The sequence below is a fragment of the Leisingera sp. ANG-DT genome (assembly GCF_000813785.1).
In the GTDB taxonomy this organism is placed as follows: domain Bacteria; phylum Pseudomonadota; class Alphaproteobacteria; order Rhodobacterales; family Rhodobacteraceae; genus Leisingera.
The window spans coordinates 25,567-37,541 of sequence record NZ_JWLE01000040.1 but is presented as its reverse complement, the minus strand read 5'-3'; the positions used below and the strand labels follow the sequence as shown (position 1 = coordinate 37,541).

Genomic DNA, 11,975 nt, shown 5'->3' with positions numbered 1-11,975 from the left:
CGGCCCCCGAGGCCGGAAACAGTGGAATGAGGCGCAACGTGCAGAATACGCTCAAAGCATCGGTGGCATTCGAAGGGGTCGGCCTGCACTCCGGCAAACCCGCACGCATGGTCCTGATCCCGGCTCCGGCGGGGCACGGCATCGTGTTCAAGCGCACCGACATTGCATTGGGCAACACCGTGGTGCCGGCCCGCTGGGATCTGGTGGAGCGCAGCCCGCTCTGCACCCGGCTTGTCAATGGCTCCGGCGTCAGCGTTTCCACTGTTGAGCACATCATGGCCGCGCTCGCCGGCTGCGGCGTGCACAACGCACTGATCGAAATCGACGGCCCGGAAGTGCCGATCGTGGACGGCTCCTCGGCCCCGTTTGTGCGCGGCATCATGCAGCACGGCGTGCAGCGCCTGGGCGCACCGATCATGGCTTATGAAATTCTGAAGCCGGTAACGGTGGAGAAGGATGGCGCCCGCGCCACCCTGCTGCCCAGCGACCGGCTGACCATCGAATTCCACATCGACTTTGCCGAGGCCGCCATCGGCCGCCAGAGCAAGGTTCTGGACATGCGCAATGGCAGCTTTGCGCGTGAGCTGTGCGACAGCCGCACCTTCTGCCGCCAGGCAGATGTCGAAACAATGCAGGCCAACGGCCTCGCTCTCGGCGGCAAGCCGGGCGAAAACGCCGTTGTGTTTGATGGGGAACGTGTCGAGAGCGGCGCAGGTCTGCGCCACTCGGACGAGCCTGTACGCCACAAGATGCTGGATGCACTGGGGGATCTGGCACTGGCTGGGGGGCCGATCTTGGGGCGCTACGTTGGCGAGCGCGCGGGGCACGCGCTGACCAACACTTTGCTGCGGGCCTTGTTCGCGCAGCCGGATGCGGTCCGGGCCGTCGCCTGCGATGCAGCGATGACCGCACGGCTGCCGGGGCAGGGGCTGATCTGGTCGGAAATCCCGGCCGAGCAGCGCCGCGTGGCATAAGGCAGAAGACCAAACTACGAGCGGACAGACTGGCCCGGGACGTGAGTGTCCCGGGTCTTTTCCTGTGCGGCGGCGCGGTACGGGGCGGGAACGGCAGGGCAGCCTTGACCATGGACGGCTTTCTCTGCCATGTGAGTGCGGAAGTGTCGAAAGGCGTTTTGCGCGCCATTTGAATATGCTAGAGACGGCATAACCGGGGCATACACCCGTAAGGCAATGACGGTGAGGTGAGGCACAATGAACGGCATCAGGGCAGGAGCCAAGACCCTCGGCGCAGTCCTTTTGATGGCGGCCCTTGCAGGCTGCGGCGGCGACGGCGGCGCGGTGAAGCGCGGCGAGTCGGTCGAAGCCTTCCCGCCGGATCAGATTTATGAGCGGGCCGAGTTCGAACTGGCCAACCGCCGTCCCAAGGATGCGGTTTATTACTTTTCCGAGATCGAGCGCCTGTACCCCTATTCCGAATGGGCCAAGCAATCAGTGATCATGCAGGCCTTCTCCTATCATCAGGTCAAGGATTACGAGAACAGCCGCGCCGCCGCGCAGCGGTTCATCGACTTCTACCCGGCGGATGAAGACGCGGCCTATGCCCAGTATCTGCTGGCGCTCAGCTATTATGACCAGATCGATGAAGTGGGCCGTGACCAGGGGCTGACCTTCCAGGCGCTGCAGGCGCTGCGCACCGTGATCGAGGTCTACCCTGACAGTGAATATGCCAATTCGGCGATCCTGAAATTCGACCTGGCCTTTGACCACCTGGCGGGCAAGGAGATGGAGATCGGCCGCTATTACCTGCGCCGCGGCCATTACTCCTCTGCGATCAACCGCTTCCGGGTGGTGGTGGAGGACTTCCAGACCACCAGCCACACGCCGGAAGCGCTGCACCGTCTGGTCGAGTCCTACCTGTCGCTGGGCCTGACCGCCGAGGCGCAGACTGCGGCGGCCATTCTGGGCCATAACTTCCAGTCCACCGATTGGTACGAGGACAGCTACAAACTGCTGTCCGCAAATGGGCTCAAGCCCAAGGACCGCGGCAACAACTGGCTGAGCCAGATTTACCGCCAGACGATCAAGGGGCGGTGGCTGTAACGGCCGCCGCGGCAATGGGGCGGGGCAATGCTGCGCGCGCTTGATATCCGGGATATCCTGATCATTGATCATCTGGAGCTGAACTTTCAGCCCGGATTGAATGTGCTGACCGGCGAGACCGGGGCAGGAAAATCGATCCTGCTCGACAGTCTCGGCTTTGTTCTGGGCTGGCGCGGCCGTGCCGAACTGGTGCGCCAGGGGGCAAGCCAGGGCGAGGTTCTGGCGGAGTTCGAGCTGGGCGAAGGCCATCCCGCACATGCCATTCTGGAAGAGGCCGGGCTGCCGGGCGGCAATGAGCTGATCCTGCGCCGGGTGAACACCGCCGAGGGGCGCAAGACTGCCTGGGTCAACGACCGCCGCTGCTCGGGCGAGGTGCTGCGGGCGTTGTCGGAGACATTGGTGGAACTGCACGGCCAGCATGACGACCGCGGTTTGCTGAATCCGCGCGGCCATATGGCGCTGCTGGACCAATACGCCGGGGTGCAGGCGCTGCTGGCCTCTGTGCGCAGCGCCTGGGGCGATGCTGCCAAGGCGCGCAAGACGGTGGCGGCCACACGCGCCGCGCTGGAAGCGGTACGTGCCGAGGAAGAGTTCCTGCGCCACGCGGTGGGGGAGCTGGACAAATTGGACCCGCAGCCGGGCGAGGATGAGGCGCTGGATACCCGCCGCCGCCAGATGCAGGCGGCAGAGCGTATCCGCGGCGACATTGCCCGCGCCCACGCGCTGCTGAGCGAGGGTGCTGAGGCGGCAATGGGCGAGGCGCAGCGCTGGCTGGAAGGCGTCGCGGGGCAGGAGGCCGAGGGCGGGCTGGATGAGCCGCTGGCGGCGCTCAGCCGCGCGATGATTGAACTCGGCGATGCCCAGGACGGGGTTGAGCGGGTGCTGGACAGCCTTGATTTCAATCCCGGGGAGCTGGAAGATTGTGAGGAGCGCCTGTTCGCGATCCGTGGCCTGGCGCGCAAGCACGACGTGCAGCCGGATGAGCTGGCAGGCTACGCAGAAACCCTGCGCAGCAAGCTGGCGGCATTGGACGCGGGCGATCAGGATCTGGCCGACCAGGAGGCAGCATTGAAGGCCGCGGAGGCGGCCTATACCGAGGCCGCCAAGCAGCTGGGCGCAGTGCGCCGCCAAAGCGCTGCGGCGCTGGATAAGGCCGTGATGGCAGAACTGGCACCGCTCAAGATGGAACGCGCGGTGTTCGAGACCCGCATCACCACGGCAGAGCCGGGGCCGGAGGGCATGGACGCAGTGGCCTTTACCGTTGCCACCAACCCCGGCGCGCCGGCAGGCCCGCTGAACAAGATCGCCTCCGGCGGTGAGCTGAGCCGGTTCCTGCTGGCGCTGAAGGTTTGCCTGCGCGGCGAGGATTCCAGCAAGACGTTGATTTTCGACGAGATCGATCGCGGCGTCGGCGGTGCGACGGCCGATGCCGTGGGCCGGCGCCTGCGCAGCCTTGCCGGCGGCGGACAGGTGCTGGTGGTCACCCACTCGCCGCAGGTTGCAGCGCTTGGCGGCCATCACTGGCAGGTGCGCAAGCAGGTGGTCGACGGCATGACCCTGTCGCAGGTAGTGCCGCTGGCCGAGTCCGAGCGGGTGGATGAGCTTGCCCGGATGGTGTCCGGTGATACCATCACCGAGGAGGCCCGTGCCGCGGCCCGCGCGCTGCTGGCGGGATGACCCGCCGGCGCCATAGCCTGGGTGAGGGTTCTTTAACCGGACTGTGGCAGCTAGGGGCCACAGAAAACAAAAAGACCCGCTGACAGGTTATGGTGCAAGAAATCCGTTCGTCCCTTTCCGCAATTCTCCTGCAATGGCTGGCCGGCCTCAAGGACATCTGGCGGGTGCTGCGCCACCGCGGCCCCAGCCAGTTCCAGTTCTGGCTGATCGCGCTCCTGATCGGCATCGCCGCCGGTTTTGCCGCGCTGTTCTTCCGCAAGGGGATCGCGGCGCTGCAGGCCTGGGTCTATGGCGCGCCGGATGTCGACTACTTGCATTCCTACGCGCAGGATCTGCCCTGGTATGTGCTGGTCAGCATTGCTGCAGGCGGCGGGCTGGTGGTGGGGCTGATCCTCGACCGCTTCACTCCGGATGCCCGGGTGCGCTCGGTTGCCGATGTGATCGAAGGTGCTGCGCTGCATGACGGCCGGGTGGAGCACAAGGAGGGTCTGGCCTCGGCGCTGGCGTCCTTCATCACGCTCTCCACAGGCGGGTCCACGGGCCGGGAAGGGCCGGTGGTGCATCTGGCCGGGGTGATTTCCACCTGGGTCAGCAACCGGATCAACGCCGACGGCATCACCGGGCGCGACCTGTTGGGCTGTGCGGTGGCCGCGGGTGTCTCTGCCAGCTTCAACGCGCCGATTGCGGGCGCGCTGTTTGCGATGGAGGTGGTGCTGCGGCATTTCTCCGTCAACGCCTTTGCGCCGATCGTGGTGGCCTCGGTCGCGGGCACCGTGATCAACCGGCTGGAATACGGCGACGTGACCGAGTTTACCCTCAACACGCCCGGCGCGCTGCAGTTCTATGTGGAACTGCCCGCTTTTCTGATCCTTGGCCTGATCTGCGGCCTGGTGGCGGTGGCGCAGATGCGGGCGATCTTCTTTGCCGAGAAGGTGGGCAACACGGTGCAGCAGCGCCTGTCGCTGCCGCGCTGGCTGCGCCCGGCGGTGTCTGGTGCCATGCTGGGCGTCATCGCCGTCTGGTTCCCGCATATCATCGGTGTCGGCTATGAAACCACGGTTCTGGCGCTGACTGGCGGGCTGCTGCTGGGACAGGCAGTGATCTTCACCGTGGTCAAAACCGCCGCTGTGGCGATCACCATGGGCGGGCGCATGGGCGGCGGGGTGTTCTCGCCCTCGCTGATGATCGGTGCCCTGACCGGGCTGGCCTTCGGGCTGATTGCCACCTCGGTGCTGCCGGATGTGTCTGGCACCCACACGCTCTACGCCTTTGCCGGCATGGGGGCAGTGGCGGCCGCGGTGCTGGGCGCGCCGATTTCAACCACCCTCATTGTGTTTGAACTCACCGGCGACTGGCAGATTGGCCTGGCGGTGATGGTGTCGGTTTCCATGTCCACCGCGCTGGCCTCGCGGCTGGTGGACCGGTCCTTCTTCCTGACCCAGCTGGAGCGCCGCGACATTCACTGCGCCGCCGGGCCGCAGGCCTATCTGCTGGCGCTGATCCGCGCAGGCGCGGTGATGCGGCCGATGGGCGATAGCCGCTGCGCCAGCCCGGAGGACTGCCAGGCGCTGGTGGAGGAGGGGCTGTGCATCCGCGCGGCTGCCTCGCTGGAGGCGGCGATGCCGGTTTTCGACCGGGCCGATGTGCCCTATCTGCCTGTGGTGATGGAAGAGGACGGCAAGGAGCAGGTCATCGGTGCGCTCTATCATGTGGACGCGCTGAAGGCCTACAACCGCGCCCTGGCCGCCACCGCCGCCGAGGAGCACAGGTAGCGCAGGCAGAGCAGTTGCAGCGGCGCCAGTGCAAACCCGTGCCGGTTTAGGGGAAACTTTCCGCGTTGCTCCCCGGATATGTGAGATTTTGGATACAGGTTAAGGATTAATTAATCTGCGCATTGCTCTGCATCAAAGTCTGACTCAACAATACGTGAATAAGTCGCAAAAACACTCACATCGGCAGGCAACCAAAATGCGAAACTTCGAAACTGGCCCGCAAGAGGCTGGTGCGAAACACAAGGCGGACGAGCGGGAAAACGAACGGGCAGCACTGGAAGCGGCAATCAACTACGCAATCCAATGTGCGCGCGAAACGGATATTCTCGGTGCAGGCGACTCTTTGGAGCAAGCCAGGCTGAACCTCAGCCGGGCCGTCCTGACCTGATCCCCTTAGATTGTGCCGGACGGCAGACAGCCGCTGTTTTGGACAGCGGCAGGGCTTTGCCGGCCTAAGAACCCCCAAGTGAAAACACCGGCGCCAAGGCACCGGTGCTTGTTTTTTTAACTTATTGCCGTCTGGCAGGACGGCCGCAGCTGCGCGAAACTCCCGCAGTGAAGCCGGGCGGGCGGTTCAGACCTGTTCCACCTTGACGGAGTCGCTCAGCACAAAGGCCAGGTGGCCCTTGATCTCTGCAACTTCATCCTTGGGGTCCTCATAGCTCCAAGCGGCGTTTTCGGTCACCGAGGACTTGTTGGCGATCGAGAAATAGCTGGCGTCACCCTTGTGCGGGCAGTGGGTGGTCTTGCTGGTGCGGTCCAGGAACGCCATCGCAATGTCTTCGCGCGGGAAATAGATGACCGGATCCAGATCGCCCTCCGACAGCTCCAGTGCATTGGAGGTTTCCCCCAATACGGCGCCGCCTGAGCGGACAGTCCAGGTGCCTTCGGCCTTGCGGATACGGATAGTGGTCATGCGTGTTTTCCCATTCTCTTCGGTCTTGTCGTCTTGTGTTCAGCCTATGTAACACTGCCGTGTCACAAGGGGGCGGTTGCGGCATCAAGCCACGCCTTTGCGGCGGGGCTGAGCTGCGGGCCGATTTTTGCCAGAACCTCCTGGTGGTAGCTGTCGAGCCAGTCTTTCTCGTCTGCTGTCAGCATGGAGGCATTCACCAGCCGCCGGTCAACCGGGGCAAAGGTGAGCGTGCGCCAGCACAGCATGTCGCGCTCTGCGTCGCTGGTGTCAAGGGCCGGGGCGGTTTCAACAACCAGAAGGTTCTCGATCCGGATGCCAAAGGCACCCTCGCGGTAGTATCCCGGCTCATTGGACAGGATCATGCCGGGCTCAAACGGCACATGGCTGGTGCGCGCCAGCCGCTGCGGGCCTTCATGCACACTCAGGTAAGCTCCGACGCCGTGGCCAAGCCCGTGGTTGAAATCCTGCCCTGCCAGCCACAGCGGCATCCGCCCGATGCATTCGATGTCGCGGCCCGCCAGCCCCTTGGGCCAGCGCAGGCGGGACATGGCGATCATGCCCTGCAGCACGCGGGTAAAGGCCGCGCGCTCCTCCTCGCCCGGCGTGCCGATGGCGATGGTGCGGGTGATGTCGGTGGTGCCGTCCAGATACTGGCCGCCGCTGTCCATCACCAGCAGGTGGCCGTCCTCCAGCCGTGTGTCGGTCTCCTCAGTCACGCGGTAATGCATGACGGCGCCGTTCTCGCCGGTGCCTGCGATGGTTTCAAAGCTGATGTCGCGCAGGGCAGGGTCGGCACTGCGGAGGCTCTCCAGCTTCTTCACCACGTCGATTTCGGTGATGGTGCCGGGTGCCTGCGCATCCAGCCAGGCCAGCATCTCCACGATGGCGGCACCGTCGCGCAGGTGGGCGGCGGCGCTGCCCGCGATCTCGGCGGCGTTTTTGCGTGCCTTGGGCAGAGCGCAGGGGTCGCCTGCGGGCACCAGCCGTTCGCCCAGCTTGTCCGCCACGATCTGCGGCACGGTGCCGGAGTCGGCAGCGACTGACCCGTTGAGTGCTGCAGTGGCTTTGAGGAAGTCTTCCGGCGCATGCACGGTGACGGAGCTGTCAAAGTGGCCCTCAAGCCCGTCCAGCTTCTCCGCAGCCATGAACAGGTCCACCCGCGCGTCATCGTGCAGGATGGCAAAGCCATGCGCCACCGGGTTGCGGGCCACGTCGCTGCCGCGGATGTTCAACAGCCACATGATGCTGTCGGGCAGGGTGATGACCGCCGCCGCCTGGCCTGCCTCGCGCAGTCCCTTGGCCAGCCGCGCGCATTTGTCCGCCGCACTTTCGCCTGCGTAGTCCAGCGGGTGCGCGGCCACCGGGTTCATCGGCGGCGCGGGCTGGTCCGCCCAGATCCGGTCCACCAGGTTATCGCATTGAACCAGGGTGATGCCGCTGCCCTTCAGCTCCTTTTCCAGCGAGGTGATTTGTCCCGCAGCATGCAGCCAGGGATCAAAGCCCACCTTGCCGCCGCTGGGCAGCTGTTCTTTCAGCCAGTCCGCCAGCTGCACATCGGGCCAGGGCACGGGGGTATAGTCCGTGGCGACCTGCCGTTTCACCTGGGTGCGGTAGCGGCCGTCGATGAAGACGCCGGCAATCTCCCGCAGCACCGCGCAAAAGCCTGCGGAGCCGGTGAAGCCGGTGAGCCAGGAAAGGCGCTCATCATGCGGCGCCACGTATTCGCCCTGATGGGCATCGGCGCGCGGCACCAGGAATCCATCGAGACCTTCCGCCGCCAGTTCCTTGCGCAGGGCAGCCAGACGGGGCGGGCCTTGGTCCGGGCGGGCGGTCACATCGAAGGTCTGATACATCGGCGTCTCTCCTGCTAATGGGGCGGGGCGGCAGCAGGGGAAACCCTGAGTGCCGCAGCAAAGAAAAGGCGCGGGGCTGAGCAGCCGCGCGCCCCTTCTTGTCCCAAATACCCCTGCGGCTGGCAAGGGCGGCGGCAGAGAGATTTGCCGGGACCTGACGGAACAAGCGGGAAGGCTTGAATCGGGGGAGGCTCCCGCCCGGCCTTGGCGCATCCAAGATGCGCTGCGGCCCGTTGGGCCACGCGCCGGATGCAGGGCATCCGGCGCCGCCGCGCGCGTCAGCGCGCGGCCATGCCCAAGGCTGAGGACGGCATCTGCAGATGCAGGCCAAAGGCGCGGGAGCGCGCCCTTGCCTTTGTCCGCTACAGGATCAGCTGGCCCGTTTGATGCCCATTACCCGGGCGCGGGCGCGCGGGTCGCTGTCGAACAGGGCGGCCAGCTGTTCGGTCATGGCGCCGGCCAGCTGCTCAACATCGGTGATCGTCACCGCACGCTCATAATAGCGGGTCACGTCATGGCCGATGCCAATCGCCAGCAGCTCCACCTGCTTGCGCTTCTCCACCATCGCAATCACATCGCGCAGGTGCTTCTCCAGATAGTTCGCCGGGTTCACTGACAGCGTCGAATCATCCACCGGCGCGCCGTCGGAGATCACCATCAGGATCTTGCGGGCCTCGCGCCGCGCCACCATCCGCCGGTGCGCCCATTCCAGCGCCTCGCCGTCGATGTTTTCCTTCAAGAGGCCCTCTTTCATCATCAGGCCCAGATTGGCGCGGGTGCGGCGCATCGGGGCGTCGGCGCCCTTGTAGATGATGTGGCGCAGGTCGTTCAGGCGGCCGGGCTGCTGCGGGCGGCCGTCGTTCAGCCAGGCCTCGCGCGCCATGCCGCCTTTCCAGGCGCGGGTGGTGAAGCCGAGGACTTCAACCTTCACGTTGCAGCGCTCCAGCGTGCGGGCCAGCACGTCGGCGCAGATCGCCGCGATGGAAATCGGGCGGCCGCGCATCGAGCCGGAGTTGTCGAGCAGCAGCGTCACCACAGTGTCGCGGAACTCGGTGTCCTTTTCGACCTTGAAGCTGAGCGGCGTGGTCGGGTTGGCAACCACCCGCGCCAGGCGGCCGGCATCCAGGATGCCTTCCTCGCGGTCAAACTCCCAGGAGCGGTTCTGCTGCGCCTGCAGGCGGCGCTGCAGCTTGTTCGCCAAACGGCTGACGGCGCCCTTCAGCGGCTCCAGCTGCTGGTCGAGATAGGCGCGCAGGCGCTCCAGCTCGGCAGGCTCGGCCAGTTCCTCGGCGTTGATTTCCTCATCATGGGCATCCAGGAACACCTTGTAGTCCGGGTCGGCGTCAGAGACCGGCGGCGGGGCAGGCGGCTCCAGCGGCGCCTCGCCATCGGGCATCTCGGTGTCCTCGGCCAGATCATCGTCGGCCATTTCGTCCATCGAGACCTGGGCTTGGCTCTCGTCCTGCTGCTGCTCCTGGCTCTGCTCAGGAGAGGCGTCGGCCTGCTCCTCCTCGCTATCGTCCTGGCCGGTGCTGTCCGGGTCCTGCTGCTCTTCGGCGTTGTCCTCGGCCTCGTCATTGGCCTCGTCGTCCAGCTCATCCGGGTCGTCGCCCAACTGGTCGCCATAGCCCAGATCAGAGATTACCTGCCGTGCCAGCTTGGCAAAGGCGGCCTGGTCGGCAATGGTTTCGTCCAGGTTCTCCAGCGTGCCGCCGGCCTGGGATTCGATGAACCCGCGCCACAGCTCCATGATGTTGCCCGCGCCTTCGGGCAACTCGCGGCCGGTCGCCAGATGGCGCACCAGATAGCCCGCGGCGGCGGCCAGCGGCGCCTCGGAGGAGGACTTCATCTGGTCATAGCCGCGGCGGATCGACTCGTTGCGGATCTTGACGTCGATGTTCGACGCGGTGCCGGGCATATGCCGCGCGCCCATCGCCTCGCAGCGGGCGGTTTCCATCGCCTCATAGAGGTCGCGGGCCATTTCGCCCTGCGGCACATATTTGGCGTGGGTAGCGTCGTCGTGGAACTTGTGGCGCAGCGCCAGCGCATCCGCGGTGCCACGGGCCAGCAGCACCTCCTCGCGGGTCATCCGGCGGGAGACCTGCGGCAGCCGCATCGAGTCGCCCGACAGCCCCGAGGGGTCGACGGTATAGCTGACCGACAGTTCCGGGTCGTCGGCCATCACCTTGGTGGCTTCGGCCAGCGCCTTCTTGAACGGATCGGCTGGGTTGTCGTTCGGCTTTTTCATGGTCGCACCTTTTCCGCCAGTCAGCATCGCCCTTGCCTGATTGAAAGTCCAGCGAGTGTGCTGCGGAAAGGGCAGCGGCCGGCCCGGCGGGGTGGGCGAGAAGCGCCCGCCCCGTGGGGGGCGGGTCGGGCGCTGCCCGGCCTGCGGCCGGGCGGCATTTTACCAGTTAGCCCAGCGAAACGCTCGCGGCGCTCTCCGGCAGCTCCTCGTCAAAGCAGCGCTGGTAGAACTCGGCCACGGTCTGGCGCTCCAGCTCGTCGCATTTGTTCAGGAACGACAGGCGGAAAGCATAACCCACATTGCGGAAGATCTCGGCGTTCTGGGCCCAGTTGATCACCGTCCGCGGCGACATCACGGTCGACAGGTCGCCGTTCATGAAGGCGGTGCGGGTGAGGTCGGCAACGGTCACCATCTGGGAGATCTTCTTGCGGCCCTCGGCGGTGTTGTAATGCGGCGCCTTGGACAGGACGATGGCGCTCTCGGCGTCATGGCTCAGGTAGTTCAGGGTCGAGACCAGCGACCAGCGGTCCATCTGTGCCTGGTTGATCTGCTGGGTGCCATGATAAAGCCCGGTGGTATCGCCGAGGCCGACGGTGTTTGCGGTGGCAAACAGGCGGAAGAACGGGTTCGGAGTGATGATCTCGTTCTGGTCCAAGAGGGTCAGCTTGCCGTCATGCTCCAGCACCCGCTGGATCACAAACATCACGTCGGCGCGGCCCGCGTCGTATTCGTCGAACACGATCGCAACCGGGTTGCGCAGCGCCCAGGGCAGGATGCCCTCGTGGAACTCAGTGACCTGCTTGCCGTCGCGCAGTTTGATCGCGTCCTTGCCAATGAGGTCGATCCGGGAGATGTGGCTGTCCAGGTTCACACGGACAGAGGGCCAGTTCAGCCGCGCCGCAACCTGTTCGATATGGGTCGATTTACCGGTGCCGTGGTAGCCCTGGATCATCACCCGGCGGTTGTGGCTGAAGCCCGCCAGAATCGCCAGCGTGGTTTCCGGGTCGAACTTGTAGGTGTGGTCCATCGCCGGAACGCGCTCTGAGCTGTCGGCAAAGCCCTTGACCGTCATGTCAGTGTCGATCCCGAACACATCGCGCACCGAAATCGTTTCGGTCGGTTTCGCATCCATATCCACAAATCCGTCGGTCATCGCAGTCGGTCCTTATCCCTCTTCCCTGCTGTCAGGGGCCAATTCGCGGGATTGGTGCCTGATCTGGCCGCCAAGGGCAAGGGAAAGTCGCGCCGGAAGCCAGCTGAACGTGCGATTGATCCGCAACTGGACGGGCCAGAGCGGGCCGGCCAGGCAGTTCAGCGCTGCAGGGGAAATTCAAAGCGCCCCCAGCCGGGCAGCAGGGGGCGCGTTTTGCCGGTTATGTCGCGCTTTTGGGGGGACAGCTGCGCCCGGCATGCCCCTGCGTAACCGGTCAGGGCGGTATGCGTCAAAGA

At 65.4% G+C, this 11,975-nt stretch carries 9 protein-coding genes; 5 read left to right on the top strand and 4 right to left on the bottom strand.

Annotated elements, in window-relative coordinates; genetic code table 11:
• Nucleotides 1-26 precede the first annotated feature (26 nt).
• The 5 genes from lpxC (at nucleotide 27) to RA21_RS20430 (ending at nucleotide 5,897) form a co-directional block, all read left to right on the top strand.
• Nucleotides 27-974 carry a UDP-3-O-acyl-N-acetylglucosamine deacetylase gene (gene lpxC / locus RA21_RS20450; protein WP_019298288.1) on the top strand — a complete coding sequence of 316 codons (948 nt, stop codon included), beginning with the start codon at nucleotides 27-29 and terminating at the stop codon, nucleotides 972-974.
• Between the two features lie 237 nt (nucleotides 975-1,211).
• The gene (locus tag RA21_RS20445) at nucleotides 1,212-2,060 is read left to right on the top strand and encodes an outer membrane protein assembly factor BamD (RefSeq protein ID WP_019298287.1); all 849 of its coding nucleotides are present in this window, start codon (nucleotides 1,212-1,214) and stop codon (nucleotides 2,058-2,060) included.
• 27 nt (nucleotides 2,061-2,087) lie between these two features.
• Nucleotides 2,088-3,737: a DNA repair protein RecN gene (recN, locus tag RA21_RS20440; RefSeq protein WP_039152223.1), complete on the top strand. Its 1,650-nt coding sequence runs from the start codon at nucleotides 2,088-2,090 to the stop codon at nucleotides 3,735-3,737.
• Nucleotides 3,738-3,826: 89 nt separating this feature from the next.
• On the top strand, nucleotides 3,827-5,509 hold the full coding sequence (locus tag RA21_RS20435) for a chloride channel protein (protein WP_039152221.1): 1,683 nt from the start codon (nucleotides 3,827-3,829) through the stop codon (nucleotides 5,507-5,509).
• Between the two features lie 196 nt (nucleotides 5,510-5,705).
• Entirely contained in the window at nucleotides 5,706-5,897 is a 192-nt protein-coding gene (locus RA21_RS20430) for a hypothetical protein (protein ID WP_039152219.1), read from the top strand.
• 186 nt (nucleotides 5,898-6,083) lie between these two features.
• Here the strand turns inward: RA21_RS20430 and RA21_RS20425 are convergent, their stop codons facing one another.
• The 4 genes from RA21_RS20425 to cobS form a co-directional block, all read right to left on the bottom strand.
• Complete coding sequence (locus RA21_RS20425; RefSeq protein ID WP_019298283.1) at nucleotides 6,084-6,425, bottom strand: DUF427 domain-containing protein; 342 nt, start codon at nucleotides 6,423-6,425, stop codon at nucleotides 6,084-6,086.
• Between the two features lie 62 nt (nucleotides 6,426-6,487).
• A complete protein-coding gene (locus tag RA21_RS20420; RefSeq protein WP_039152217.1) occupies nucleotides 6,488-8,278 on the bottom strand; it encodes an aminopeptidase P family protein in 1,791 nt (596 codons plus the stop codon).
• A 370-nt stretch (nucleotides 8,279-8,648) separates the two neighbouring features.
• Complete coding sequence (gene cobT, locus RA21_RS20415) at nucleotides 8,649-10,526, bottom strand: cobaltochelatase subunit CobT (RefSeq protein WP_019298281.1); 1,878 nt, start codon at nucleotides 10,524-10,526, stop codon at nucleotides 8,649-8,651.
• Nucleotides 10,527-10,692: 166 nt separating this feature from the next.
• The gene (gene cobS / locus RA21_RS20410; protein ID WP_019298280.1) at nucleotides 10,693-11,679 is read right to left on the bottom strand and encodes a cobaltochelatase subunit CobS; all 987 of its coding nucleotides are present in this window, start codon (nucleotides 11,677-11,679) and stop codon (nucleotides 10,693-10,695) included.
• Between the last annotated feature and the right edge of the window lie 296 nt (nucleotides 11,680-11,975).

Coding starts and splice junctions, on each gene's coding strand:
- lpxC (WP_019298288.1), top strand. CDS start 27: ATGAGGCGCAACGTGCAGAATACGCTCAAAGCATCGGTGGCATTCGAA.
- RA21_RS20445 (WP_019298287.1), top strand. CDS start 1,212: ATGAACGGCATCAGGGCAGGAGCCAAGACCCTCGGCGCAGTCCTTTTG.
- recN (WP_039152223.1), top strand. CDS start 2,088: ATGCTGCGCGCGCTTGATATCCGGGATATCCTGATCATTGATCATCTG.
- RA21_RS20435 (WP_039152221.1), top strand. CDS start 3,827: ATGGTGCAAGAAATCCGTTCGTCCCTTTCCGCAATTCTCCTGCAATGG.
- RA21_RS20430 (WP_039152219.1), top strand. CDS start 5,706: ATGCGAAACTTCGAAACTGGCCCGCAAGAGGCTGGTGCGAAACACAAG.
- RA21_RS20425 (WP_019298283.1), bottom strand. CDS start 6,425: ATGACCACTATCCGTATCCGCAAGGCCGAAGGCACCTGGACTGTCCGC.
- RA21_RS20420 (WP_039152217.1), bottom strand. CDS start 8,278: ATGTATCAGACCTTCGATGTGACCGCCCGCCCGGACCAAGGCCCGCCC.
- cobT (WP_019298281.1), bottom strand. CDS start 10,526: ATGAAAAAGCCGAACGACAACCCAGCCGATCCGTTCAAGAAGGCGCTG.
- cobS (WP_019298280.1), bottom strand. CDS start 11,679: ATGACCGACGGATTTGTGGATATGGATGCGAAACCGACCGAAACGATT.